21 protein-coding genes are annotated in these 25,267 nt (G+C 69.9%); 11 read left to right on the top strand and 10 right to left on the bottom strand.

Annotated elements, in window-relative coordinates:
- Positions 1-47: 47 nt before the first annotated feature.
- Entirely contained in the window at positions 48-368 is a 321-nt protein-coding gene (locus tag ACYVLQ_RS16795) for a hypothetical protein (protein ID WP_460698413.1), read from the bottom strand.
- A gap of 184 nt (positions 369-552) precedes the next feature.
- On the opposite strand from ACYVLQ_RS16795, the gene ACYVLQ_RS16790 reads away from it, so the two are divergent.
- The 7 genes from ACYVLQ_RS16790 (at position 553) to ACYVLQ_RS16760 (ending at position 9,375) form a co-directional block, all read left to right on the top strand.
- Positions 553-1,899 (top strand): sensor histidine kinase, encoded by a 1,347-nt coding sequence (locus ACYVLQ_RS16790; RefSeq protein WP_460698412.1) that lies wholly within the window; start codon positions 553-555, stop codon positions 1,897-1,899.
- A 14-nt stretch (positions 1,900-1,913) separates the two neighbouring features.
- Entirely contained in the window at positions 1,914-2,627 is a 714-nt protein-coding gene (locus ACYVLQ_RS16785) for a response regulator (RefSeq protein ID WP_460698411.1), read from the top strand.
- Between the two features lie 75 nt (positions 2,628-2,702).
- Positions 2,703-5,648, top strand: coding sequence for a serine/threonine-protein kinase (locus ACYVLQ_RS16780; protein ID WP_460698410.1), 2,946 nt, complete (start codon positions 2,703-2,705; stop codon positions 5,646-5,648).
- On the top strand, positions 5,638-6,579 hold the full coding sequence (locus ACYVLQ_RS16775) for a serine hydrolase (RefSeq protein ID WP_460698409.1): 942 nt from the start codon (positions 5,638-5,640) through the stop codon (positions 6,577-6,579). Before ACYVLQ_RS16780 ends, ACYVLQ_RS16775 begins: the two co-directional genes overlap by 11 nt.
- A gap of 125 nt (positions 6,580-6,704) precedes the next feature.
- Positions 6,705-7,730, top strand: a complete 1,026-nt coding sequence (locus ACYVLQ_RS16770; RefSeq protein WP_460698408.1) for a serine hydrolase — start codon at positions 6,705-6,707, stop codon at positions 7,728-7,730.
- Between the two features lie 291 nt (positions 7,731-8,021).
- Positions 8,022-9,053, top strand: coding sequence for an ATP-dependent 6-phosphofructokinase (locus tag ACYVLQ_RS16765; RefSeq protein WP_460698574.1), 1,032 nt, complete (start codon positions 8,022-8,024; stop codon positions 9,051-9,053).
- A 145-nt stretch (positions 9,054-9,198) separates the two neighbouring features.
- Positions 9,199-9,375 carry a hypothetical protein gene (locus ACYVLQ_RS16760; RefSeq protein WP_157123836.1) on the top strand — a complete coding sequence of 59 codons (177 nt, stop codon included), beginning with the start codon at positions 9,199-9,201 and terminating at the stop codon, positions 9,373-9,375.
- Between the two features lie 171 nt (positions 9,376-9,546).
- Here ACYVLQ_RS16760 and ACYVLQ_RS16755 read toward each other — a convergent pair whose 3' ends face one another.
- From ACYVLQ_RS16755 to ACYVLQ_RS16745, 3 genes are all read right to left on the bottom strand, one after another.
- On the bottom strand, positions 9,547-11,253 hold the full coding sequence (locus ACYVLQ_RS16755; RefSeq protein ID WP_460698407.1) for a serine/threonine-protein kinase: 1,707 nt from the start codon (positions 11,251-11,253) through the stop codon (positions 9,547-9,549).
- Positions 11,254-11,323: 70 nt separating this feature from the next.
- Positions 11,324-11,983, bottom strand: coding sequence for a response regulator (locus ACYVLQ_RS16750; protein WP_460698406.1), 660 nt, complete (start codon positions 11,981-11,983; stop codon positions 11,324-11,326).
- 118 nt (positions 11,984-12,101) lie between these two features.
- Positions 12,102-13,364, bottom strand: coding sequence for a sensor histidine kinase (locus tag ACYVLQ_RS16745; protein ID WP_460698405.1), 1,263 nt, complete (start codon positions 13,362-13,364; stop codon positions 12,102-12,104).
- A 246-nt stretch (positions 13,365-13,610) separates the two neighbouring features.
- Between ACYVLQ_RS16745 and ACYVLQ_RS16740 the strand changes: the two genes are divergently transcribed.
- The 3 genes from ACYVLQ_RS16740 to ACYVLQ_RS16730 all read left to right on the top strand — a co-directional run bounded on the left by ACYVLQ_RS16740 (position 13,611) and on the right by ACYVLQ_RS16730 (position 16,800).
- Complete coding sequence (locus tag ACYVLQ_RS16740; protein WP_460698404.1) at positions 13,611-14,402, top strand: hypothetical protein; 792 nt, start codon at positions 13,611-13,613, stop codon at positions 14,400-14,402.
- A 281-nt stretch (positions 14,403-14,683) separates the two neighbouring features.
- Positions 14,684-16,126: an alpha/beta-hydrolase family protein gene (locus ACYVLQ_RS16735; protein ID WP_460698403.1), complete on the top strand. Its 1,443-nt coding sequence runs from the start codon at positions 14,684-14,686 to the stop codon at positions 16,124-16,126.
- A 224-nt stretch (positions 16,127-16,350) separates the two neighbouring features.
- Positions 16,351-16,800 carry a MarR family winged helix-turn-helix transcriptional regulator gene (locus ACYVLQ_RS16730; protein WP_460698402.1) on the top strand — a complete coding sequence of 150 codons (450 nt, stop codon included), beginning with the start codon at positions 16,351-16,353 and terminating at the stop codon, positions 16,798-16,800.
- Positions 16,801-16,975: 175 nt separating this feature from the next.
- On the opposite strand, the gene gatA is transcribed toward ACYVLQ_RS16730, so the two are convergent.
- Both gatA and gatC read right to left on the bottom strand, forming a co-directional pair.
- Entirely contained in the window at positions 16,976-18,445 is a 1,470-nt protein-coding gene (gene gatA / locus ACYVLQ_RS16725) for an Asp-tRNA(Asn)/Glu-tRNA(Gln) amidotransferase subunit GatA (RefSeq protein ID WP_460698401.1), read from the bottom strand.
- On the bottom strand, positions 18,442-18,738 hold the full coding sequence (gatC, locus tag ACYVLQ_RS16720) for an Asp-tRNA(Asn)/Glu-tRNA(Gln) amidotransferase subunit GatC (protein WP_068014021.1): 297 nt from the start codon (positions 18,736-18,738) through the stop codon (positions 18,442-18,444). Before gatC ends, gatA begins: the two co-directional genes overlap by 4 nt.
- A 336-nt stretch (positions 18,739-19,074) precedes the next feature.
- Between gatC and ACYVLQ_RS16715 the strand changes: the two genes are divergently transcribed.
- Positions 19,075-19,725, top strand: a complete 651-nt coding sequence (locus ACYVLQ_RS16715; RefSeq protein ID WP_460698400.1) for an ACT domain-containing protein — start codon at positions 19,075-19,077, stop codon at positions 19,723-19,725.
- A 1-nt stretch (position 19,726) separates the two neighbouring features.
- On the opposite strand, the gene ACYVLQ_RS16710 is transcribed toward ACYVLQ_RS16715, so the two are convergent.
- From ACYVLQ_RS16710 to ACYVLQ_RS16695, 4 genes are all read right to left on the bottom strand, one after another.
- Entirely contained in the window at positions 19,727-20,245 is a 519-nt protein-coding gene (locus ACYVLQ_RS16710) for a GNAT family N-acetyltransferase (protein ID WP_460698573.1), read from the bottom strand.
- A gap of 44 nt (positions 20,246-20,289) precedes the next feature.
- Positions 20,290-22,389 (bottom strand): NAD-dependent DNA ligase LigA, encoded by a 2,100-nt coding sequence (ligA, locus tag ACYVLQ_RS16705; protein WP_460698399.1) that lies wholly within the window; start codon positions 22,387-22,389, stop codon positions 20,290-20,292.
- Between the two features lie 79 nt (positions 22,390-22,468).
- Positions 22,469-23,878, bottom strand: a complete 1,410-nt coding sequence (locus ACYVLQ_RS16700) for a nucleobase:cation symporter-2 family protein (RefSeq protein WP_460698398.1) — start codon at positions 23,876-23,878, stop codon at positions 22,469-22,471.
- 485 nt (positions 23,879-24,363) lie between these two features.
- Positions 24,364-25,182, bottom strand: coding sequence for an ArsR/SmtB family transcription factor (locus ACYVLQ_RS16695; protein ID WP_460698397.1), 819 nt, complete (start codon positions 25,180-25,182; stop codon positions 24,364-24,366).
- Positions 25,183-25,267: the final 85 nt, after the last annotated feature.

Here is a 25,267-nt window from a genome sequence, read left to right as displayed (position 1 = left end):
CGGTCCCCGCCCTCTCTCGTCGATGCTGTCGGTGGCGGCCGCGGCGCTCAGGAGGCCAGCACCCGGACGGCACGCCAGCGGCGGACGTCCTGGGCGTCGAGCACGGCCCGCAGCACGGGCTGCTCGGCCGCCAGTTCCAGATAGGCCTCGGCGGCCGATTTCCCCTCCACCATGGCCTGGTCCAGCTTTGCGCGCAGATGGTTGTCCCACTGGTACTGCAGCGCGGCGAGCACTCCGGCGGGTCCGCCGAAGAGCCGGTCACAGTCCGGCAGGCCGTAGAACAGTCCCGGACCGGCCGGATCGGCGGCCGCGCGGGCGAGTACCTCGTGCAGGATGTCGGTCCGAGCGTGCAGGTCCTTCCACGTCATCGCTCCCATCCCTTCCGTATGGGCGCCCGGGTCCTCACCGCCGGGCACTGTGGAATTCACGCTACGGCCACCCGAGCCCGGTTTCGTCGTGCCGGGGACGAGACTTGCGGTCCTACCATGGTAGGAGGGCGCCTGCGTTCCGAGCACGATGCCGCGGCGCGTACCAGGCGGCTAGCCTTGCAGAATGGGTGCGGCAGACGCCACCGAGCAGGGCATCAGGGAGTCCGCGACGCTACGCGGGTGGCCCGGCCGGGTCCGCTCCCGATTCGGGGAGTTCGTGCGCGACCCCGTGGGCTCGGTGCGGCGGAAGATCGAGGATTCGTCCTATGACTATCCGCCGTCGGTGGTCTACACCGCCGATGCGGCGATGATCGTCACCGCGATCACCGCGGCGGCGCTGCGGAGCGATTACTTCGCGACCACGCTGCCCTTCGTGGCGGTGGCGATCATCGCGCTCAGCTATCCGCTCATCTTTCTGCTCGATCTGGAGCCGCACCCGGTACTGCTCGCCGGATCTTCGATGCTCGCCGCGGCGTTGTTCCTGGTCCAGCCGGTCTCGCCCGACTGCGCGCCGCTGGTGCTGACGGTGATGGCGGGCGAGATCGCCGCCATCGCACCGAAGAAGATCAGTATCGCCGTCACCGTGCTGGCGATATTGGAGCTGCTCGGCTTCGCCGCCTTGGGAAACGCGGACGCGGGCCTGCCGATGTATCTGGTCGGCGTGGTGCTCGGCTGGATGGTCGGCCTCATGCTGCAGTTCCAGCGCCGCTTCCTCTATCAGGAGCGGGAGAATCAGGAGATCCGCGCCGCGCAGGCCGCCGACGAGGAGCGCCGCCGTATCGCCCGCGAGGTGCACGACGTGATCGCGCATTCGCTCAGCATCACCCTGCTGCACCTGACCGCGGCCCGGCACTCGCTGCAGACCGACCGCGACGTCGACGAGGCGGTGGACGCGCTCACCGATGCCGAGCGGCTCGGCCGCCAGGCCATGTCGGATATTCGCCGCACGGTGGGCCTGCTCGACCAGCGGCCCGCGAGCACCAGCCCGGAACCGGGGCTCGACGATATCGCGGACCTGGCCGAGGATTTCGTCCGCGCGGGCCTGCCGGTCGACTACCGGCTCACGGGCGACACCGCCGCGGTCTCGGCGACGACGGGCCTGGCGCTGTATCGGATCAGCCAGGAGTCGCTGGCCAATGTCGCCAAGCACGCACCCGGCGCCGAGGTCACGCTGCGCATCGAGGTGGCCGAGGCGGAGGTGAACGCCGCGGTCACCAATACCCTGCCCGGCGGCGCCTCCTCGCGCCGCGGGCGCGGCATGGGCATCTCCGGAATGCGGCAGCGCGCCACGCTGCTCGGCGGCGCCCTGACGGCCGGACCGCAGGACGACGTCTGGCAGGTGCGCGCCCGCATCCCGATCGGCTCCGCCAAGTCCACGGGCGGATGCGTGGCCACCGGGGCGGACGTGCCGCTGCGGGCGGTGCGCGATGCCTTCTCGTCGATGACTCGGAAACTGCAGGAGGGCATGTGATCTCGGGATCGAACATGGCAGACGACACGGCCGAATTCGACATCGGGCCGGGCCCGGACACCGATGCCATCGCGGTCCTCGTCGTCGACGATCAGGAGCTGGTGCGCGGCGGGCTGCGCCGAATCCTGCGCCGCCGCGACGGATTCCAGGTCGCCGAATGCGCCGACGGGGACGAGGTGCCCTCGGCCGTGGCGGCGCACCGCCCCGACATCGTGCTGATGGACCTGCGGATGAAGCGCGTCGGCGGCATCGACGCCACCCGGCTGCTGCGCGCCCGCGAGGACGCGCCGCCGGTGCTGGTGCTGACCACCTTCGACGACGACCAGCTGCTGTCGGGGGCGCTGCGGGCAGGCGCGGCCGGATTCCTGCTCAAGGACTCCCCCGCCGAGGATCTCATCCGCGCGGTGCGCACGGTCGCCGCGGGCGGCTCCTGGCTCGACCCGTCGGTCACCGGGCGGGTGCTGTCGGCCTACCGATCGGTGCGCCCGCAACCGCCGCGCGCCCGCCACCGCCTCGACGAGCTGACCGCCCGCGAGCTCGAGGTGCTGCGCCTGATCGGTCGGGGGCGGGTCAACACCGAGATCGCGAGTGAGCTCGGCATCTCGGAGGTGACCGTAAAGAGCCACGTAGGGCACATTTTCGGGAAGCTCGGATTACGCGATCGGGCCGCGGCGATCGTGTACGCGTTTGACCACGGCGTGGTCGCACCCGGAGAATCGGCTGTCTGAGGGGCAGGCAAGACCCCGGTGACCCACCGGGCAAGGGTTCTCGCACACCCTGCCCAGGATGTGGAGGTTGCACCGGTGGACGTACCGCGGTCGCGGGCCGGCGGCAGATTCGGCCCGTACGAGCTGCGCTCGCTGCTGGGCAGAGGCGGCATGGGCGAGGTGTACGAGGCCTACGACACCGGCAAGGACCGCCTGGTCGCGCTCAAGCTGCTGGCGGAGGGGCTGGCGGACGATCCGGCCTATCGGGAGCGGTTCCGGCGCGAATCTCGTGCGGTGGCGGGGTTGTCGGACCCCCACATCATCCCGATCCACGACTGGGGCGAGATCGACGGCGTCCTCTATATCGATATGCGGTTGGTGCGCGGGGAGAATCTGCGCACGCGGCTGCGGCGGCACGGCGCGATGGATCCCGACCGCGCGGTCGACATCATCGAACAGGTGGCGGCGGCGTTGGACGCCGCGCACACCGCCGGGCTGGTGCACCGCGACGTCAAGCCGGCCAACATCCTCGTCACCGCCGCCGATTTCGCCTATCTCGCCGATTTCGGCATCGCCCGCAGCGAGGGCGACAGCCGCCTGACCATGGTGGGCACGGCGCCCGGCACCTACACCTACATGGCGCCGGAGCGGTTCGACGCGGGTCCGGTCACCGGGCGCGCGGACACCTATTCGCTGGCCTGCGTGCTGCACGAATGCCTCACGGGGGCAACCCCGTTCCCGGTGCACAGCGTGAGCGTCCTGATCCGCGCGCACCTGTCGGACCCGCCGCCGCGGCCCAGCCTGAAACGCTCGGACGTGCCGCCCGCCCTGGACGCGGTGATCGCGCACGCGATGGCGAAGACGCCCGACGGGCGATACGGGACCGCGGGCGAATTCGCCGGGGCCGCCCGCGCCGCCCTCGGCTTGTCCGTGGGTTACGGCTACGCGGCGGTGGAGACCGCCACGGTCGGCGAGTCCGGCCCGTTCGTCGCCGAGGACGATCCCGACGACTACGATCGGACGCCGGTGGAGTCCGAGGCGCCCGCCTCCTCGCGCGAATACGGCGGGACCGCAACCGAATCCGATACGGCGGCCGGGCCGATCTCTGCCGTGCCGTTCGGGCCGGACCCCAGCGCGGCGACGAGCATCCGCGGATATCTCTCGGAGGACACCGATCCCGGCAGCGGCGCCGACTCGGGCGCCGCGACGCGCACCGCGAAGGCATCCGGACTTCCCCAGCGGGACAAGCGCACGCTGCTCGGACAGCCCCCCGGCGGGGTTCCCGCACCGGCGCCGGAGCCGACCACCTTCCAGCCCTTCGGCCCGGAGGGCCCCACCATTCCCGCCCGGTTCCCGCCGCGCACCCCGGCGCCGCCGCCGGAGCCCGACGATGCCGCCCAGCCCACCGAGGTGATGCGGACCGGGACGGGGACGGGCCGCCCGTCCAACGCGAATGAGCCGACCAGCCTGGTCCCGCGCCCCTCGGAGCAGGGCGCCGATGCGCGGGCCGCGCAGCGCGATTCCGAGACCGACACGCGGCCACCGCGCAGCCACGACACCTCCGGGACGCTGCGTATCATCGCGCCCCGCGATCCGGACCAGGACCGCGACACCTCCGGCGACCTGCCGGTGATCCGCCCGACCGACCCGACACTGGTCCGGCCCGACGAGTTCCGTTTCGCGCCGCTGCCGGAGCCGAGCGAGCGGCCCACGTGGGAATCGCCGTCGCTCACCGGATCCGCGGCGCCCACCAGCGCGCCCGGCGACCGCCACGAGGCCACCCCGCCACCCGGCGGCGACTACTCGCCCTACCGCGACGAGCGAACCGACGCCGACTACCCCTCCACCCGCGCCCACACCGATTACTCCGGCGCCCAGGCTTACGACGACTACGACCCGGCCGCGGGCGCTTACGAGCGCCAACCCACCACCCGAAGCTATCCGGACGGCCCGGCAACACAGGCCTACGAGAACGATCCCGCCGCAAGGACTTACGAGAACGACTCAGACTCCGCCGCACGGACACACGACGATTACGAATCCGGCCCACGACCTTACGACGATTACGACCCCGTCGCGGGTGCTTACGAGGACGACTCCACCACAAGGAGTCATTCGGACGACCCCGCCGCACGCACATACGACGACCCGACTGCCCACACTTACGACGACTACGATCTCGCGGCACAGACTTACAAGAGCACCCCTGCCGCACGGGCTTATGACGACTACGACCCTGCGGACCGAACCTACGACGATGACCCCGCCGCAGGCGCGTACGACGAATACGACCCCGCCACACAGACTTACAAGAACACCCCCGCCACACGGGCGTACGACGATTACGACCCCGCGACACAGGTTTACGAGGGCGGCTCTGCGGCGCGCGCGTATGATGACTATGACTCTGCCGCAACGGATTACGACGATGAATCCGGGGCAGGCGAGTACGGTTCGGCGGCACGTGGGTACGACGCGGAGCGCGAGGAGCACGATTACACCTTCGACGGGCAGGCCGAATATGACACCGCCGCAACGGATTACGAAGATCCCTATCCGGATTCCCGGCGGCGCTCGATCGTGCTGCCGATCGTGCTCGGCGTCCTCGCCGTCGCACTGGCCGCGGTGGCGGGCACGGTCGGGTGGCACGTGGTGAGCAAACCGGGCAGCACCGCCCCGTCGGTGGCGTCCGGCCCGGCGGGGTCGAATATCTCGGTGCCGCAGCAGTCCGCCCCGACCACCGCCAGCACCGCGCCGACCACGACGGCCGCCAGCCCGCCGCCCGGCGCCACCGCGTGCCAGGGCAGTTCATCCGCGCAGGGTCCGTTCTCGAGATCCGCCACGGGCTCGTCGGTCACCTCGTGCGCCTTCGCCGAGGCGGTCCGCAAGGCCTATGCCCAGGCGGCGGGCACTTCCGGCGGCCCGGCATCGGTGACGGCGGTCAGCCCGGTCACCGGCCGGTCGTACCCGATGGACTGCACCGCGTCGGGCAAGGTGGTCACCTGCACCGGCGGCGAAAACGCGGTGGTGTATGTCTATTGATGTGAAGCCGGTGCGGCGCAAGAGCTTTCGATGGACCCTGCTGGTGTCGGCGGTGGCCGTCGCCGGGTGCACCGTGAACGCCGGTACCCCGGTTCCCGTCGATGCCCCTCCGCCCCCGGCCGCCCCCGCACCGCCCGCGAACGCGGTGGCCCTGCAGCCCGGGATCCACGCCACGGCCGAGACCCTCGGCGTCTCCAGCTCGCTGGCCACCGAATTCGCCGAACTGCAACGCGACATGCCGGGCAGCATGGGCATGGCCGTGATGCCCGTCGGCGGCGATCGCGCCATCACCCTGGGCAACTGGACCACCGGTATCGCGTGGTCCACCATCAAGGTGCCGCTGGCATTGGCCGCGCTGCGCCAGGATCCCGCGGGCCAGGCCGAACTCGCGACGGCGGCGATCACCTTCTCCGACAACGAGGCGGCGCAGGCGATGTGGGACGCGCTCGGCGGCGGCGAGCGAGCGGCCGAGGCGGTCGAGGCGGTGCTGCGCGAATCGGGGGACACCACAACCGATGTCGCCGATCGGCACAATGCGGAGGCCCGGGAGACCGTCGACGACCCGATGGCGTTCGGCGCCACCGTGTGGACGCTGCTCAATCAGGTCCGGTTCGCCAGCCGACTGCCCTGTCTGCAGTACGCCGCGCGCGTGGTGAATCTGATGAGCGAGATCACCGCCAGCCAGAGCTGGGGGCTGGGCGCCTTCGTCGGTGCGGAGTACAAGGGCGGCTGGGGGCCCGACGACGAGACCGGCGCCTACCTGGCTCGCCAGTTCGGCCTGATCCCGACCTGGTCCGGACAGCTGGCGGTGGCCTTTGCCGCGCAACCGGATTCGGGCAGTTTCGAGGACGCCACCGCGATGCTCGACAAGATGGCCGCCCTGCTCGCCAAGCACGCTCGTGAGCTGGGCGGCGGTGAATGCCGACGGTGAGTGGGATGCGTCTCATATGTGCCACCGTGAGATTCGGCATTTGACCGCGAAGCCCGGACGACACAGAATGCCTCGACTGAGGGGTGGCGTGGTTCGAACCACCCCGCGATGTTGGAGGTGAACGGGTGGACGCACCACACCGGCGGCCGGGCGACCGGTGCGAGCCGTCCGAAATGCGCCCACTGCCGGGTATTTACGGAGTGACCCGAATCGGCGGCGGCGAAACATCCACGCCGCCACCGGGTCTCGCACCGGCGGCGCGCGGGCGACGGCGGCCGTCCGGCGCGGTGATCCGGCGGCGGCTGACGGCCGCGCTGTGCAGCACTCTCGTGCTGGCCGGTACGGCCTGTTCCTCGGGCATCGACAGCGAACCGCTGCCCACGATGGAGCGGCCCAGCAATCCGACCATCGGCGAGATGGTCGCGCTGCCCGGCACGCTGGCCGCCGACTTCAAGGAGGTGCAGCCGTCCCTGGGCGGGCGCGTCGGCATGGCGATCATGCCCGTCGGCGGCGAGCGGGCGACCTCCCTGGGCGATTGGACCACCGGCCCAGCCTGGTCGACGATGAAAGTGCCGCTCACGCTGGCGGTGCTGCGCGCCAACGGCAACTCCGGCACGTATCAGATGTCGGCGGCCATCACCGAATCCGACAACAGCGCCGCCGACGGGCTGTGGCAGTCGCTGGGCGCGCCCGCCCAGGCCGCGGGCGCCGTGGAGGCCGTGCTGCGCGAGGGCGGCGACACCACCACCAGGGTGCCCGCCACCCGCGCCCGGCCCGACTACTCCGCCTTCGGCCAGGCCGACTGGTCCCTGGCCGATCAGGTGCGGTTCGCCTCGCGACTGCCCTGCCTGCCCGACGCCGACACGGTCGTCAATCTCATGGGCAAGGTGGTGTGGGGCCAGCAGTGGGGCATCGGCAACCTCGACAATGCCGAGTACAAGGGCGGCTGGGGCCCGGACCAGGGCGGCAGCTATCTGGTCCGCCAGTTCGGCCTGGTCACCACCCCCACCGGCCAGCTGGCGGTCGCCCTGGCCGCACAGGCCAATTCGGGCAGATTCGACGACGGCACCCAGATCCTGAACAAGATGATCACCCTGGTAGGCAAGCACCTGGGCGACCTCCCCGCCGGGCAGTGCCCGGCCCCCCGCTGATCCCGGCCAAAAACATGCCGGGAAATGAAGACGACAGTACTGGGCGTGTACTGGCGGGAAACGAACGCAGCAGTAGTGGGCGTGTACTGCCCGGAATTGAACGCAGCAGTACTGGGCGTGTACTGCCCGGAATTGAACGCAGCAGTACACGCCGAGTGTAATTTCCGACCGCAGCACGCCCTAGTCATTCCGGCGTGCTTTTGGCCGGAATCCACTGGTGTGATGGTTGATGTGGGCGGGTTCGTGGGGGCAGGGCTGCGGTGGCTGCGTGGGCGCGGCAAGATAGCGGGCATGCGCATCGGAGTCTTGACCGGAGGCGGGGACTGCCCAGGCTTGAACGCGGTCATCCGAGCAGTCGTTCGCACCGCGAACGGTCGCTACGGGGACGCGATCGTCGGTTTCCAGGACGGCTGGCGCGGGCTACTCGAGGATCGCAGAATTCGCATCCACAACGACGACCGCACCGATCGGCTGCTCACCAAGGGCGGCACCATGCTCGGCACGGCGCGCACCAATCCGGACGTGCTGCGGGCGGGGCTGGGCCGCATCAAGCAGACCCTCGACGACAACGGCATCGAGGCGCTCATCCCGATCGGCGGCGAGGGCACGCTGACGGCCGCCAGCTGGCTGGCCGAGGAGGGCGTCCCGGTGGTCGGCGTGCCGAAGACCATCGACAACGACATCGACTGCACCGACACCACATTCGGCCACGACACCGCGGTCACCATCGCCACCGACGCCATCGACCGGCTGCACACCACCGCCGAATCGCATCAGCGCGTGATGCTGGTGGAGGTCATGGGCAGGCACGCGGGCTGGATCGCGATGAACGCCGGTATCGCCTCCGGCGCGCACCTGACCCTGGTCCCCGAGGTGCCCTTCGACGTGGATGAGGTGTGCGCGATGATGAAACGCCGATTCCAGCGCGGGGATTCGCATTTCATCTGCGTGGTGGCCGAGGGCGCCAAACCGGCGGAGGGCTCGTTCCATCTGCGCGAGGGCGGTATCGACGAGTACGGGCACGAGCGGTTCACCGGGGTCGCACACCAGTTGGGCTTCGAGATCGAGCGGCGCATCGGCAAGGAGGTACGCACCACAGTGCTCGGCCACGTGCAGCGCGGCGGCAAGCCGACCGCCTTCGACCGGGTGCTGGCAACTCGGTTCGGCGTGCACGCCACCGAGGCGGTGCACGACGGGCATTTCGGCCAGATGGTCGCACTGCAGGGCAGCGATATCGAGCTGGTGCCGCTGGCGGAGGCGACCAAGCAGCTCAAACTGGTTCCGGCGGACCGGTATCGGGAGGCGGCCGCATTCTTCGGATGAGCCGGTTCACGGGGTCCGAATGGGTACGTTGGGCACTCGTCGACTCCGAGTAACCTATACCGCTCACACCTGGCGATGAACCTGGATACGCTTACTCGGGTTGGTTCCCGCTCGGCTTTTCCCGCGAAGAACGCTGGTAGTCGCCATGATGTTCCTCTTCGACTGCACCGTCGATCCCGGTCCGCTGACTCCCGAACACGCGCACGAGGCAATGCAGATTCATATGTGCTGCACCGTCGACGACTGCGAGGTCCGAAGACGGGCCAGGCAGATCCTCGTCGATGCCGGGCACATGGTGCTCGACGAGCGCGCCACCCCGTGATGCCCGGCAACTACGCGAATTCGGCGGCGTGGTCGACGGCCTGCTCGTGCGTGATCTCCTCGAAGCGCGACGGCTTCCCGGTTGCGGCGCCGAGGATTTCGGCCATGCGGCGCAGCGACCACGCTCGGCATCAGTTCGGGGGTGCGGTGGGCGGGCACGGGGCCAGGCCAGTCATTTGAGCGGCACGGTCTTCCACCATTCGGTGAAGGCCGGGCCGGACAGGCCGCGCTGGACCGCGGGCCAGAAGTCGTTACTGCAGTACAGCAGGTAGTTCGCTCGCACCGGATCGTTCTCGAACGAGGTCATCACGTAGTACGTCGTCCGCGACTGGTTCTCCGGGGTGTTCCAGCGGTGGTTGGTATAGGTGGTGCCGCTGTTGGTCTCGATGCTCGTACGATTGGGGGGTAAGCGCGCCAGGACCGTGTGCACATCGGCGGGCGAACGGTACGAGAGCAGGGTGTAGTCCGGTTGATGCCCGGCTCCGGCGCCCCAGCAGTCCCAGGCCGCGACCCAGTTGCCCAGCGACGGATGCCCCTCGTTGTGCTGGAACAGGGGGCCGCCCGCCTTGGTGGCATAGCAGGTCTTCCCGCCCAGCCCGATGCCGTTGCCGGTACCGCTGTCGTTCGACTCCGGGACCAGCTGGGGGAAGGCCGAGTGCAGCTCGCGAAGGTCGCGCACCGGATCGGAATCCGTGGTCACCGTGGTGGTTTCGGCCCCGCTGCTCTCCGAGTCGTCGTCCTCGGAACTGACGACCGCGGCCCCGGCGAGCACCGCCGCCAGCAGCACCACCACGCCGAGGACCAGCCAGCCGACCCAATTCGACGACGGGCGTGGCGGCGGATGACCCGGCGGCGACGGAAATCCCGGTGCCGGATAGGTCGGGGGCGCAGCCATGTTCGCCGACACGCCACTTCGGGCAGACGACGGCACCCCGGTTCCCGCCGAGCCTGAGAAGCCACCCGGCCCGCCTGACGAATAGACCTGCGCGGCAGGCTGATTCGACTGCGCCGCGAAGGCATACGGCGCAGCCACCGCCACCGGCACCGGCGCCGTCAGCGCCCGTTTGGCAGCGGTCGCGAAATCCGTACAGCTGGGGAATCTTTCGACGGACCGCTTGGCCATCGCCTTGGCGATCACCGCGTCCATCGCCGGGGACAGCCCGGTCCGCCGCTGGCTGGCCGGTGGCACCGGCAGCTGCAGGTGCCCGCGGATCACCTCCGTCGGATGTTCCGAGTCGAACGGCCCGGTCGCGGTCAGCAGCCAGTACAGCGCGCAGGCGAGCGAGTACTGGTCCGAGCCGTGGTCCAGTTCGGCGCCGGTCATCTGCTCGGGCGACGCGTAGGCCAGTGTGGCGGTGAACATTCCAGCCTGCGTCAGATGCTGGGTGTCCTCCCGCAGCCGCGCGATCCCGAAGTCGGTGAGGAAGACCCGCTCCCCCTTGCCGCCGCCCGCCCGCGCCAGCATGATGTTGGCCGGTTTGATATCCCGATGCAGGACGCCGTTGCCGTGCGCGTAATCCAGTGCGGCGGCGACGCCTTCGATGATCTGCACCGCCCGCTCCGGCGGCAGGGTGTGCGGGTGCACGGTGGCCGCGTCCACGCCGTCCACGTACTGCATGCTGATCCACAGCTGCTCGTCCTCGACGCCGCGATCGTAGACGGCCACGATATTCGGATGGTCCAGCTGCGCGGCCAGATCCGCCTCGCGCTCGAACCGCGCGCGAATCTCGGCGTCGGCGAACAGCTCCCGGTTCAACAGCTTGAGCGCCGTCAGGCGGGGCAGCCGCGGGTGGCGCGCCAGGTAGACCGAACCCATCCCGCCCTGCCCGAGCAGACGCTCGATGGTGAACCCGGCGAACACGTCACCGTTGTGCAACACCTACGGGACCCCTTCCGGCGACGTACAAGTCCGGCGATCCTACCTGCTGCGCTCCGACGATTCCCGCCGGTCAGCCGGGGGTCACCAGTCCCGATTCGTAGGCGAGTACCACAGCCTGTGCGCGGTCACGCAATTCGAGCTTCGAGAACACCTTGGACACGTGAGTTTTCACAGTCTGCTCGGCGACGAACAGCGCTTCGGCGATCTCGGTATTGGACATGCCCTTGGCGATGAGCTCGAGCACCTCGCGCTCGCGGGGAGTCAGCGCGCCCAGCGCGGGCGCCGGTTTGGGGCGGGCGCGGCGCCGGGTGACGTCGGCGATCAACCGGCGCGTCACCGTCGGGGCCAGCAGGGCCTGGCCCTCGGAGACCACCCGCACCGCGCGCACCAACTCGTCGGCGGGCGCGTCCTTGAGCAAAAAGCCGCTGGCGCCCAGGCTCAATGCCTCGTAGACGTAGTCGTCGATATCGAAGGTGGTGAGCATCAGCACCCGTACCGGCGGATCGAGGTGAGCGGCCAGGATGGCGCGGGCCGCGTCCAGGCCGCTCATCTCCGGCATGCGCACATCCATCAGCACCACATCGGGCCGCAGGCGCTTGGCCTCCTCGACGGCGATCTTGCCGTTGGCCGCGTCCCCGATGACGCTGATATCGGACTGGGCGGCGAGCAGGGCGCCGAAGCCCTGCCGCACCATCGCCTGATCATCGGCGATCAACACGGTAATGGGCACGAGACTCTGACCTCAGCTGAATCGGACGATCGACGACGGGAACATCCCGACGAGTCTCGCACGCGCAGCCTCGAAACACCGCACCCAGGCCACTCCCTCCCCCGCGGGGGAGGTCCGGTCAGTGCGCCGGGTCGGCGGTGCCGTTCGCCTCGATTGCGGCGATGGGCAGGGGCGATGTGATCGCGGTGCCGCCGAGTGCGAACGGCAGCGTCGCCCGCACCTCGAATCCGCCCTCCGGCCGGGGACCCGCGGTGACGGTGCCGCCGATGGCCTCGGCCCTGGCCTGCATGCCCGAGATGCCGGTCCCGGGCGATCCGCCCGCCACGCTCGCGCCCGGAGCGTTGCCGACCACGGCCTCGACCGAGCCCGCGTGGACCGTCAGGGTGACACGCACCGCGGCGCCGGGCGCGTGCCGAGAGGCGTTGGACAGCGACTCCTGCACGATCCGGTACAGCGCCAGCCCCGCCGTATCGGGAACGGCCGCCAGTTCGCCGTCGATCGTCCAGGCGATCGACACCCCGGCCCGTCGGGCGCCGTCCAGCAGCGCCAGCACGTCGACGGCCGCGGGCTGGGGCGCGTGCTCGGGCAGTTGCCCGTCGCTGCGGAGCACGCCGAGCATGCCGCGGATCTCGTTGAGCGCCTCGCGCGCGGAGGCCCCGATCGACTCGAACTCCGCCTGCGCGGCCGGGGAGACGTCGTTCACCCGGTAGGGCGCGGTCTGCGCCTGCACCACCACCATCGACATGTGGTGGGCGACTACGTCGTGCAGGTCGCGGGCGATGCGGGCCTTCTCCTCCAGGATCGCCCGGCGCGCCCGCTCCAGCTCGTTCTGCTCCTCCTGCCGCACCAGCGCCTTGCGCGAGAGCACCAGCCAGCGCACCAGCAGGCCGAACACCACCAGCCCGGTCATCGCGATCGGCCAGCCCAGCCCGGCCTCGGCGAACGAGTCGCCGGTCTGCGCCATCGCCGTCGCGAACAGCAGCGCCGAGGCGATCCACGCCACCAGCACGATCTGCATCTGGGCGCGCACGGCCACCGCGAACAGAAGCGCGAAGCAGACCAGGATGTGCACCACCTGGAACGGCAGCGTGTTGTTCGGCTGGTTCGGGATGGCCAGCGCGATCAGCAGCGCCGAACTGGCCGAGATGGCCCAGCCGAGCGCCGGGTTCACCCGGATCAGCGCGAACGGGAAGGCGGCCAGTCCGGCGATGAACGGCTGCGCGGCCGCGGGCACCTGATGGGTCAGGTGCAGCGTCGGCCACGCCACCGCGAAGAAGATCGCCGTGACGAGCGCGGTGAACCCGTCGAAGGCCAGTCGCCGCCGACCGGGGTTTCGCACCGTCCGAGTCACCTGCCGCGCGGTCCGCGCAATCCGAGCCATGTATAAGACAGTAGAAATCCGCATGACCAGCGTCGTCATACCCCTGGGTGAAATCGCACCCCCTACCCCGGTACGAGCCGACAAGAACCCTCCCCCGGTACTGCAGGCGATAAATCGCACCCCGGCGTGACGCGGGGGTAGACACCGATTCATAACCTTGGTGGCCATGAGTGAGCGCAGCGAGCGAACGATCAACACAGCCGAGCCATCGCTCGTGCCGGAGCCGAGCGCCAGCGAGGCGGAGGCATGAGCGATGCAACGCAGGAGCACCCACCCCGCGCAGAGTCGATCAACGGCTCGTCATCTCGGCGGGTCGCGGACGCACGCCTACGGCGCGTGGCCGGCGCCGCCGCCGTGGTCGCGATGGTCACCGGGTCGACGGTCGCGCTGGCCCCCGCGGCGGCCGCGGTCGGTGTCGGCAGGCCGCCGGTCGAGAGCGCCCAGGCCCGGACCGCGGTCGCGGAGCTGACCGGCGCCACGCCCTGGGACGCCGCGATTCCCGACGACTTCCAGGCGCGACAGGGATATCGCCCGGTGGTGGCGGACGGACTGCTGGTGGATCCGCGCGGCGGCTGCTCGTCGCCGATCCCGCTGCCGCCGGAGTTCGACAACGCCTGCAAGGCACACGATCTCGGCTACGACATGCTCCGCTACGCCGAACGGGACCACCAGCCGCTGGGGTCCTGGGCGCGCCAGGCCGTCGACGCGGCCCTGGAGCAGCGCATGTACACCGCCTGCGCCGCGCACGCCGAGCCGCTCACCCGCACCCGGTGCGAGGTGCTCGCCAGCGTCGCGACGACGGCCGTGGACCTGAATTCGCGCCGCCAGAACTACGCCACCCCGCTGCCGGAGTACGTGTTCGGCACCGAGCTGTCGGGCAGCGCGATCGGCGACCAGGCGCTGCGGATGCTCGCCCCGGCGGGTTCGGCCGTGCTCGCGCTCGCGTTCCTGCTCATGGGAATCCGCCGGGCACGCCGCCGCGGGATCGATCCGACCTTCCTCTTCCGCAGGAGGCCGCGCATTGCCCTCCCGAACTGAACCGCCCCGGCGAACGGAATCGGAACGCCAACCGGATGACCCCGTTCGAGACACACCGGTAGCGCATCATTCTCCCCCCGCGCGTGTGCGGCCCGGCCGGACGCACACCACGCGGCACACACCCCGCGTGCGGCATCTGCCGCACCGGGCCCCTCACCCAGGCGACGCCCGTCGCCCGGCCCTGACCGCCGACCGGCGGCACGGCGTCCTCGCCCTGCCCGCGTCGGCGCACCACTTCGCATCGATCGTCACCGAATCGACTGACGCACCGAGGATTTGCCATGACCATGACCCTTGTCAGACCAGAGGACCACCGCGCCGAACCGGAGCGCCACCGCGGCGCGCCGCCGCACCACAGACCGGCCCCGCCGCGACGACGCGTCTTCGCGGCCCTCCGCACCCCGCCCCGCATCGGCACCACGCTGGCGCTCACCCTGGGCACCGCGGCCTCCTTGGCCCCCGGCCTGCTCCCGCGCACCGCTGCGGCCCAGGCGATCCTCACCGCACTGCTCGTCACCATCGCGCTCGCCGTCGCGGGGAGCGCGCGAATCATCGGACGGCGCTTGGGATTCGACGTAGATCGCGGCCTCGCGGCGTACCGGATTCCGTCGGCACTGGCCGGCGCTCTGCTGGTCTCCGGCGCGGTCGTCCTCGCACAGCACTGGCAGAACCGGCTGCGGGGTGCGATGGGCGTCGCGGCCGTCGGCGCCGACCACTGGCTGCGCTGCGGGATCGGCGCCGCGCTGATCGTGGGGGTTCTGGTCGGTGTCGTGCGCGGAATACGGTGGCTCGTCCGGCGATTGGGCCGAGTTCGGAGCGTCGGATTGACGGTGGCGGCGGCGCTGGCCACCCAGGCCGTGCTGCTCCCGACGGTCGCGGACTGGCGCCGCTCGGCCGACGCGACCGCTAACGCCTTCGTCGATTCCACACTCGTGCAACCGGTTTCGCTGACTCACTCGGGCAGCGCCGCCTCCGAGGTGAGCTGGGCCTCGCTCGGCGCGGAGGGCCGCAAGTTCGTCGCCGGTTCGCCCGCGCGCGCGGCGCGCGTCTATATCGGGCTGAACTCGGCTCCCGACCTGAATTCCCGTGTCGCCCTGGCGATTCGCGAGATCGAGCGTTCGGGTGCGCTGAATCGCGCCAATCTGGTCCTGATGATTCCCACCGGGTCGGGGTGGATCGACGCCAATGCCGCCCGCGGAATGGACGAGCGGTTCGACGGGGACGTCGCGCTGGTCGGCATGCAGTACTCGGAGGCGCCCAGCTGGGCCACCTTCGTCTTCGGCCGCGGCGCGGCGGAGGAGTCCACTCGCGCCCTGTTCACCGCCGTCGAACAGCGGATCGCCGCGCTACCGCACCCGCCCCGCCTGTACATCTACGGACAAAGCCTCGGGGCCGCCGCCGGTAGCGCCCTGTTCGCCGACGATGCCGATCAGCAGCGCCGGGTATGCGCCGCCCTGTGGTCGGGACCGCCCGCCGGACGCGTACACCACGGCGGCGCAACGATTCTCGCCAACTCCTCCGATCCGGTCGTGCAGTGGTCGCCCGAATTGCTCTGGCGCGCACCCGATCCCACCGGAACCCGCCCGGACGCCCCCCGCCCGCCCTGGATTCCACTACTCAGCTTCGTCCAGACCTCCGCCGACCTCCTCACCGCCCTCACCCCACCCCCGGGCCACGGCCACCGCTACGGCACCGACCAGGGCACGTCCATGGGAAGCTGCTGACCCAGCCCACTGGATTCCGGCCGAGAACGGGCCGGAATGACCGAGGGCTTGCCATCGCTGGTCTTCCGGGCGCGGCGACGGGAGCCGGGAGGCTCGTCCGCGCACGCTCCCCGGCAGGGCCGCAGGATATGCACGGCTCATACAATGTGTAGTGCGCACACGGGTCCGGGTGGCTGTGGTACCGGGCCCCATATGGCTGCGGCGCGAACCGGCGGAAGGACGGCATGGACAAGCCCACGCATCTGGTGGAGTTCGAGACCATGCTGCTCGGCCGCTACACCCTCAACCCGCGCTACCGCCGCGACGGCACCCGGCTGGAGCGCAGCGCGTACCTGCTGCTCAGTCGCCTGGCCATCGAGGGGCCGATGTCGATCGGTCAGCTCAGCGACGCCTTCGGCCTGGACGCCTCGACCCTCAACCGGCAGACCGCCGCCCTGCTGCGCGCCGGGCTCGTCGAACGCATCCCCGACCCGGAGGGCGGCATGGCCCGCAAGTTCCGGATCACCGCCGCGGGCGAACGGCGACTGGTCACCGAACGCGGCGCCAACATCGAGGGCCTGAACCGCGTCATGGAAGGCTGGCCCCCCGAAGACGTCGCCACCTTTGCCGACTACCTCCAACGCTTCAACACCGACATAGAACGCCTCGACGGCCGCCCCTGGCCCCGCCCCTGAACGAGACCTCCACCCCGCAGTACCCCCCACGTCTCCCCAGCACCGCGCAGCACCACCATGTCCCCCCAGCATGCCGCAGCACCACCACATCTCCCCAGCATGGCGCAGCGCCACCACCTCTCCCCAGCACCGCGCAGCGCCACCACGTCTCCCCGGCATGCTTTTGGCCGGGGTGCTAGGCGAGGGGGCCGCGGGCTGTCTCGTAGGCCGCGCCGACTCGGTAGAGGCGGTCGTCGGCGAGGGCTGGGGCCATGATCTGGAGGCCTACCGGCATGCCGTCGTCGCCGCTCAGGCCCGACGGGACCGACATGCCGCAGTAGCCCGCCAGGTTGCTGGGCAGCGTGCACAGGTCCGACAGGTACATCGACAGCGGGTCGCCGACCTTCTCCCCGAGCTTCCAGGCGGTGAACGGGCTGGTCGGCGAGACCAGCACGTCGACCTGCTCGTAGGCCTTGTCGAAGTCCTGGGCGATGAGCGTGCGCACCTTCAGCGCCTGCCCGTAGAAGGCGTCGTAGTACCCGGCCGACAGGGCGTAGGTGCCGATCATGATGCGGCGCTTGACCTCCGGGCCGAATCCGGCCTCGCGGGTAGCGGCCATCACCTGCTCGGCGCTGTGCTGCCCGTCGTCGCCGACGCGCAGGCCGTAGCGCATGGCGTCGAACCGGGCCAGGTTCGACGACACCTCGCTGGGCAGGATCAGGTAGTAGGCGGGCAGCGCGTACTCGAAGTGCGGACACGAGACCTCGACCACCTCGGCGCCGAGCTCCTTCAGCACCGCGACGGCCGCGTCGAAGGAGGCGATGACGCCGGGCTGATAGCTGTCGGAGTGCAACTCCTCGACCACGCCGACCTTCACACCGCTCAGATCGCCCCGCGCGCCCTGCCGCGCCGCCTCGACCACCGGCGCCACCGGCGCGTTGCGCGAGGTCGAGTCACGTGGGTCGTAGCCCGCGATGACCTCGTGCAGCAGCGCGGTGTCCAGCACGGTCCGCCCGCACGGGCCGCCCTGATCCAGCGATGAGGCGCAGGCGACCAGTCCGTAGCGCGATACGGTGCCGTAGGTCGGCTTGGTGCCCACGGTGCCGGTCATCGACGCGGGCTGGCGGATGGACCCGCCGGTGTCGGTGCCGATCGACAGCGGCGCCTGATACGACGCAAGCGCCGTCGCCGACCCGCCGCCCGAGCCGCCCGGGATCCGCTGCGGATCCCAGGGGTTGAGGGTCGGGCCGTAGGCGGAGTTCTCTGTCGACGAGCCCATCGCGAACTCGTCCATGTTGGTCTTGCCGAGGATCGGGATACCGGCCTCGCGCAGCTTGGCGGTCACCGTCGCGTCGTAGGGCGGGACCCAGCCCTCGAGCATCTTCGACCCACAGGTCGTCGGCATATCGGTGGTGGTGAAAACGTCCTTGAGCGCCAACGGAACTCCCGCCAGCGGCGAGGCCACGGTGCCCGCGGCGATCGCGCGGTCCACCGCGGCCGCCGTCTGCAGGGCCTGCTCCCCGGCGACGTGCAGGAACGCGTTGAGCTCGCCGTCGACCTCCGCGATGCGCCGCAGATGCGCCTCGGTGACCTCCACGGCGGACACCTCCCGGGCGTGGATCTTCTCGGCCAGCTCGGCGGCGGTGGCCCTGGTCAGATCGCTCATTCGCCCTCTCCCAGGATCTGCGGGACCATGAACCGCTGCTCCTCGACCGCCGGGGCGCCGGACAGCGCCTGCTCCGGCGTCAGGCCCTCGACGATGGTGTCGGGCCGGGTCACGTTCGTCGTCGGATTCGGCGACGCGGTGGCGGGGACGTCGGCGGCGACCTCCGAAATGACCCGCACGTGACTGAGGATCGAATCCAGCTGACCGGCATACAGGTCGAGCTCGTCATCGGTCAGGGCGAGCCGGGACAACCGGGCGAGGTGTGCGACCTCGTCGCGGGAGATGGCGGGCACCGCGGGACCCCTTTCGGCAGGTTCGAGCAGATCTCCCGCGCGCGGGTGCGCGCTGGGAGGGAACTAGCAGAGTTTAGTTTCCGGACTAGAGCCTAGTGAATCGGCCACGACCCGCCGAGTCGGCCCGGACGGCCGCGAGTGGGGGCGGTGCGCAACCCGTTACCGTGAAGTCGCCGGGATACCGCTGCACGACGAGCCGGTCCGTCCGACAATGACCAGTGGCATGCGTCACCACGCGCGCCACAGACCGCTCACCCGAGACCTCCGGGTGTAAGTATTGCGAGACGCGGGTATACGTCCGAAAGTCTCGGTCGCACAGGAAAGGAAGGGCCGCACGTGTCATTTCTGCTCCGCGTGCAACTTCCGGATCGCCCAGGAAGTCTTGGTTCACTAGCCGTCGCCTTGGGCTCCGTCGGCGCCGACATCCTCTCGCTGGATGTGGTCGAGCGCGGCGCCGGATACGCGATCGACGATCTCGTGGTGGAGGTGCCGCAGGGCGCGCTGCCCGACACGTTGATCACCGCGGCCGAGTCGCTGGCCGATGTGCGGGTGGATTCGCTACGCCCGTACTCCGGAATCCTCGACACCCACCGGGAGCTGGAACTGATCGATCAGGTGGCCGCGGCGCGCGACGACCGGCTGCAGGTCCTCGTCGACGGCGTGCCCCGGGTACTGCGCGTGGGGTGGAGCACCGTGATCGATATGGGCGCCCAGGGCGCCTACCGGGTGGTGGGGAGCACGAGCGCGCCTGAGACACAGGCGGGTTCGGCGCCGTGGATGCCGCTGGAGAAGCCCGCGGCGCTCGATCCCGAGGCCGACTGGGTCCCGCAGATCTGGAAGGATATGGACACCAAGCTGGCCGCGGCGCCGCTCGGCAACACCGGCAAGGTACTGCTGCTCGGCCGCCCGGGCGGGCCGGAGTTCCGGCCTTCGGAGGTGGCGCGGCTGGGGTACCTGACGGGAATCATCGCCACGGTGCTCGGCTGACCTACAGGGCCAACCTCAGCACCGTCAGTGGCTTACCCGTGTCGGTTTCCCAATCTCGTTGCGGCACATGGACGCATCCCATGCGTTCGTAGATCCGGCGGGCATCGCCCATCGTCGGCATGGTGGTCAGCACCACCCCTCCGAATCCCTCGGACCGGCCGGTGTCGACAACCGTGCGAACCAGCGCCGTGCCGACACCCGACCCACGCGCCCGCTTCCCCACCGCGAGCATCCGGAATTCCAACTCTCCGGAGCGGGCGATATCGGCCCAGGGCGTGCCGAACCGGGCCACGGTGAGCGACCCGAGCACCTCGCCGTCGCGCACGGCCACCAGCACATCGGCCGATGCCGATCGCGTCGCGGTATCGAAAAGCTCTGCCACGTAAGGGCTTTCGGGATCAACATGCCCTTCGCCGACGTACACCTCGACGGTCAGCGCACCGACCGTCGCGAACTCCTCGGTCCGCGCCTTCCGGATCTCGAATCCCGGCCCCGTCACACCCACCAGCCCGCCTTCCATCACGCGATCAACCACCAGGCAGGATAGCCGCCCCGCCGTCCCGCCTACTCCTGCGCCGGACCGCCTTCCTCGACCGCGGACGGCCCGCCCTCGAGCAAGCGCCGGAACCCGTCCTCGTCCAGGATGGGCACGCCGAGTTCCTCCGCCTTGGCCGCCTTGGTCCCGGGGGAATCGCCGATCACCACGTAGGCGGTCTTCTTCGATACCGAACCCGCCGCCTTGCCGCCGCGGACCAGGATCGACTCCTTGGCCTCGTCGCGGGAGAAGCCCTGCAGCGACCCGGTGACCACGATCGACAGGCCCTCGAGGGTGCGTTCGATGGATTCGTCGCGCTCGTCGGCCATGCGCACCCCGGCCGCGCCCCACTTCTCCACGATGGCCCGGTGCCAGTCGACGGTGAACCACTCCTTCACCGCCGCGGCGATGGTGGGGCCCACGCCGTCGACGGCGGCCAGTTCCTCCGCCGAGGCGTCCTCGATGCGCTCCATGGTCCCCAGCTCCGCGGCCAACGCGCGGGCCGCGGTCGGGCCCACGTGCCGGATCGACAGCGCGACCAGCACCCGCCACAGCGGCTGCTGCTTGGCCGCGTCCAGGTTCTGCAGCAGGCGCTTACCGTTGGCCGACAGACTGCCGTTCTTGTTGACGAAAAGCGTTGTGGTGAGCAGCTTTTCCTCGTCGAGGTCGAACAGGTCGCCCTCGTCGGCGATGACGCCGGACTTCAGCAGGTCGACCGCGGCCTCGTACCCGAGCGACTCGATGTCGAACGCGCCGCGCCCGGCCATGTGGAACACCCGCTCCCGCAGCTGCGCCGGGCAGTGTCGCTGGTTGGGGCAGCGGATATCGGCGTCGCTCTCCTTCTCCGGGGCGAGTTCGGTGCCGCACTCCGGACAGCGGGTGGGCATGACGAATGCGCGCTCGGACCCGTCGCGCACGTCGGCCACCGGGCCGAGCACCTCGGGAATGACATCGCCCGCCTTGCGGATGGTCACGGTGTCCCCGATAAGCACGCCCTTGCGCCGTACCTCGGAGGCGTTGTGCAGCGTCGCCATCGAGACCGTCGACCCCGCGACGGTGACCGGTTCCATCACCGCGAAGGGCGTGACCCGGCCGGTGCGCCCGACATTCACCTGGATGTCGAGCAGCTTGGTGGTGACCTCCTCCGGCGGGTACTTGTAGGCGATGGCCCAGCGCGGCGCGCGCGAGGTGGCGCCGAGGCGGCGCTGCAGCACCATCTCGTCCACCTTGACCACCTGGCCGTCGATCTCGTGCTCGATGTCGTGGCGGTGCTCGCCCCAGTAGCGGATGCGCTCGACCACCGCGTCGGCGCCCCGCACCCGCACGGTGTGCGCCGACACCGGCAACCCCCACGCCGCCAGCGCGCGATAGGCCTCGTACTGCGACGTCGGAGTGAAACCCTCCATGCGGCCGAACCCGTGGCAGATCATCCGCAGCCGGCGCCGCGAGGTCACCGCCGGATCCTTCTGCCGCAGCGAACCGGCGGCGGTGTTGCGCGGATTGGCGTAGGGCGGCTTGCCCTCGGCGACGATCGCCGCGTTGAGATTCTCGAAATCCTCGAGCCGGAAGTACACCTCGCCGCGCACCTCCAGCAGCTTCGGCACCGGGAACTCGTCGTTCGGGGACAGGCGCAGGGGGATGTCGTCGATGGTGCGCGCGTTGAGGGTGACGTCCTCGCCGGTGCGCCCGTCGCCGCGGGTCGCCGCGCGGGTCAGCCGCCCGTCCTCGTAGACCAGGTTGAGCGCGACGCCGTCGATCTTCACCTCGCACACGTAGTGGATGTCGGGGCCGGTCTCGGCCTCCACGCGGCTCACCCACACGCGCATCTCGTCCTCGTCGAAGACGTTGTCCAGCGAGAGCATTCGCTCGAGGTGGTCGACCGCGGTGAAGTCGGTCGCGAATCCGCCGCCGACCAGCTGCGTCGGCGAATCGGGGGTGCGCAGGTCGGGATGCGCCTCCTCCATCGCCAGCAGCCGCTGGAACAGCGCGTCGAACTCGCCGTCGGAGATGATCGGCGCGTCGCGCACGTAGTAGCGGAACTGATGCTCGCGAACCTGCTCCGCCAGCTCCTGCCACTGTGTCCGTTCGTCACCCGTCGCCGCGGTGATCTCGATATCGGATTCACTCACAAAACGCAGATTAGCCCAGCACCCCGACACCTCCGACGCACATTCGAGCACGTCGCGCGTGCCGAGCCCCGCCGCCGGGTCACGACCGGAGGTCGTCGTCGAGCCGATCCCCGAACCTGTCCTGACTGTCCTCCGCCGCCGCGAATACCGACGGGCCCGACCGCCTGCCGAACTTCAGCTCGTTGAACGCCAGGTTCAGTACGACGGCGACGAGGGCGGTGGCGCTGATCCCGGATTCCAGGACCATCGCGACCTTCTCCGGGAACGCTTCCCAAAACTTCGGCGCCGCAATGGGTATCACGCCGACACCGATGGACACCGCGACGATCACCATGTTGAGGTTGTCCTGGTAGTCGACCCGCGACAGCATCCGGATCCCGCTGGCGGCAACGGATCCGAACAGCACGAGCCCGGCCCCGCCCAGCACCGGGTACGGCACCCCGGCCACCACCGCACCGACGACCGGCAGCAGCCCCAGCAACAGCAGGATGAAACCGCCGGTCGCCACCACGAACCGGCTCGTGATGCCGGTCAGCGCCACCAGGCCGATGTTCTGGGCGAACGCGCTGCACGGGAAGGTGCCGAACAGCGGCGCCACCGCCGAGGAGGCCATATCCGCGCGCAGGCCGTCGGCGACCCGCCGGGTATCGACCTCGGTCCCCACCACCTCGCCGATCGCCAGGATGTCGGCGGTGGCCTCGGTCATGATCACCAGCATCACGATGGTCATCGCGACGATCGCGCCGATCTCGAAAGTCGGTGTGCCGAAATGGAACAGCTGCGGGGGCGCGATCAGGCGCGCCTCGCCGACCGCGCCGAAATCCGCCTTCCCGGCCAGCGCGGCGATGACGGTGCCGATCACCAGGCCGATCAGGATCGACAGCCGGGAGATCGCGCCCTGGAACAACCGGCTGATCAGCAGGATGATCAGCAGTGTCAGGCCCGCGAAGCCGATATTGGCCATCGAACCGTACCCGGGGTCCCCGGGGTCGTTGCCCATCGCCCACTGGAAGGCGACCGGCATCAGCGACAGGCCGATCACGGTGATGAGCGAGCCCGTCACCACCGCCGGGAACAATCGCACCAGTTGCGCGAAGAACGACGACAGCACCGGTCCGATCACCCCGGCCACGATGATGGCGCCGAACACCGGACGCAGCCCGTCCTCGCTGGCGATCGAGACCATCGTCGACACGCTCACGAACGAAATGCCCTGCACGATGGGCAATCTGCTGCCGAACGGCCCGATGCCCAGGGTCTGCACCAGCGTCGCCAGGCCCGAGATGAACAGCCCGGCCGTGACCAGCAGTCCCATCTCGACCGCGGACAGCCCGGCGGCCCCGCCGACGATCAGCGGCGGCGCGATCACCCCGCCGTACATGGTCAGGATGTGCTGGGTCCCGTAGGCGACCAGCTGCCCTGCCGGATATTTGGTGTCCTCCGGACCGCTCGTACGCGTCCGGCCGCCGAGCCATGCCAACGCCCTCATCGGCCACTCCCTTTCCGATAACGGAACAACTCTTCCGCCACACGGAAGTGTGGCATGGCTGCTGCGGCCCCGTCTCCGGTTTCGGGAAGTCGATCGAGACCGCCGGAACAACCGCCCGATCACCCACTCGTTTCCGGCACACGGTCCCACACATCCGCGGCACGCCAGCCCCACTCGTTTCCACCCTGACCGCCCCATGGCAGCCCCGGGATCTCGCGGTCGCCAACGACGCCGTGATCCGCATCGCGCGCTTCCACGACGCCTTTCCTGGCACCACCACGACGAGGACGAGCTGTTCCTGTGCTGGGACGGCGCCTTCCGCCTGGAGATGCGCGACCGCGATCACCCTGCATCCCGGCGAGATCTTTGTCGTCCCGAGGGGGGTCGAACACCGCCCGGTCGCCGACGAACCGGCGCACGGCCTGATGATCGAGCGCCCGGAGACCAAGCCGTACGGCGATGCTCTCCGGGCACCTGAACCACAGTTACGACGACGCGGGTTCCCACGCCTCCGGGGCGAGTTCCGGCAGCGTCTCCCCGGTCTCCAGCAGGGCCTTGAGGTTGGTGATGATGCTCGGCCAGCCGCCGCTGACGCCCTCGAGCAGGGCGCTGCCCGGTGCGAAACCGTCGTGGACGACGGTGAGCTTCACCAGATCCCCGACCGGCTCCAGTTCGAAGGTGACCTTGGAGCGCGGCTCGCTCATCCACTTGCGCGCCGTGTCGTGGTCGATGCCGAACGCGTCGGCGTGTTCGATGCTCAAGGTGTGCCAAGTGTAGGACAGCCGGTTGTAGGGGTCGGCCTCCAGCACCTTCTGTTCCGAATCGGTACTCTTCCAATCCCTTTCGTGCCATGTCATGACCGATCCCGGCTGCCAGTCGGTGTCGAAGTGGGCGCCCCAGTAGCGCTTGGTGAACGCGGGCTGCGTCAGCGCCTCCCACAACTTCTCCCGGGTGGTCTTGATGTAGGTGGTGTAGACGAATTCGGTAGTGCTCATGGTCGTGGTCTCCAATGCGGTCTTGAGGTCGGCGAGCGCGTGCACCCGCCCGCGGTCGTAGCGGTTGATCCAGCGGTCGGCGATGGCGTTGATGGGCTCGGCGTTCAGGTAGTGCAGCTTCTCCCGGCCGCGGCGGCGGGTGGCCACCAGATTCGCCGCCTCCAGCACGGCCAGGTGCTTGCTCACCGCCTGGCGGGACATGTCCAGCCCCGCGCACAGCTCGCGCAGCGTCTGCCCGTTGTCGGCGTTCAGGCTGTCGAGCAGCAGGCGCCGGCTCGGATCGGCCAGCGCCTTGAACACCTCGTCCATATCGTCACCTCCATAGGCAACCTTTCGGATGCCTATTCAATATAGGCATCCGTTTGGTTGCATGTCAACGTCGTCGCGGCGGACC

It is taken from the genome of Nocardia thraciensis, assembly GCF_054782435.1.
The sequence above is the reverse complement of the archived record's forward strand: the minus strand, read 5'-3'. Positions and strand labels throughout refer to the sequence as shown.

Bases quoted from the DNA above. Each gene is read 5' to 3' on its own strand.
- ACYVLQ_RS16795 (WP_460698413.1), bottom strand. From the start codon at position 368: ATGACGTGGAAGGACCTGCACGCTCGGACCGACATCCTGCACGAGGTA.
- ACYVLQ_RS16790 (WP_460698412.1), top strand. From the start codon at position 553: ATGGGTGCGGCAGACGCCACCGAGCAGGGCATCAGGGAGTCCGCGACG.
- ACYVLQ_RS16785 (WP_460698411.1), top strand. From the start codon at position 1,914: ATGGCAGACGACACGGCCGAATTCGACATCGGGCCGGGCCCGGACACC.
- ACYVLQ_RS16775 (WP_460698409.1), top strand. From the start codon at position 5,638: ATGTCTATTGATGTGAAGCCGGTGCGGCGCAAGAGCTTTCGATGGACC.
- ACYVLQ_RS16765 (WP_460698574.1), top strand. From the start codon at position 8,022: ATGCGCATCGGAGTCTTGACCGGAGGCGGGGACTGCCCAGGCTTGAAC.
- ACYVLQ_RS16760 (WP_157123836.1), top strand. From the start codon at position 9,199: ATGATGTTCCTCTTCGACTGCACCGTCGATCCCGGTCCGCTGACTCCC.
- ACYVLQ_RS16745 (WP_460698405.1), bottom strand. From the start codon at position 13,364: ATGGCTCGGATTGCGCGGACCGCGCGGCAGGTGACTCGGACGGTGCGA.
- ACYVLQ_RS16740 (WP_460698404.1), top strand. From the start codon at position 13,611: ATGAGCGATGCAACGCAGGAGCACCCACCCCGCGCAGAGTCGATCAAC.
- ACYVLQ_RS16735 (WP_460698403.1), top strand. From the start codon at position 14,684: ATGACCATGACCCTTGTCAGACCAGAGGACCACCGCGCCGAACCGGAG.
- ACYVLQ_RS16730 (WP_460698402.1), top strand. From the start codon at position 16,351: ATGGACAAGCCCACGCATCTGGTGGAGTTCGAGACCATGCTGCTCGGC.
- gatA (WP_460698401.1), bottom strand. From the start codon at position 18,445: ATGAGCGATCTGACCAGGGCCACCGCCGCCGAGCTGGCCGAGAAGATC.
- ACYVLQ_RS16710 (WP_460698573.1), bottom strand. From the start codon at position 20,245: ATGGAAGGCGGGCTGGTGGGTGTGACGGGGCCGGGATTCGAGATCCGG.
- ACYVLQ_RS16700 (WP_460698398.1), bottom strand. From the start codon at position 23,878: ATGAGGGCGTTGGCATGGCTCGGCGGCCGGACGCGTACGAGCGGTCCG.
- ACYVLQ_RS16695 (WP_460698397.1), bottom strand. From the start codon at position 25,182: ATGGACGAGGTGTTCAAGGCGCTGGCCGATCCGAGCCGGCGCCTGCTG.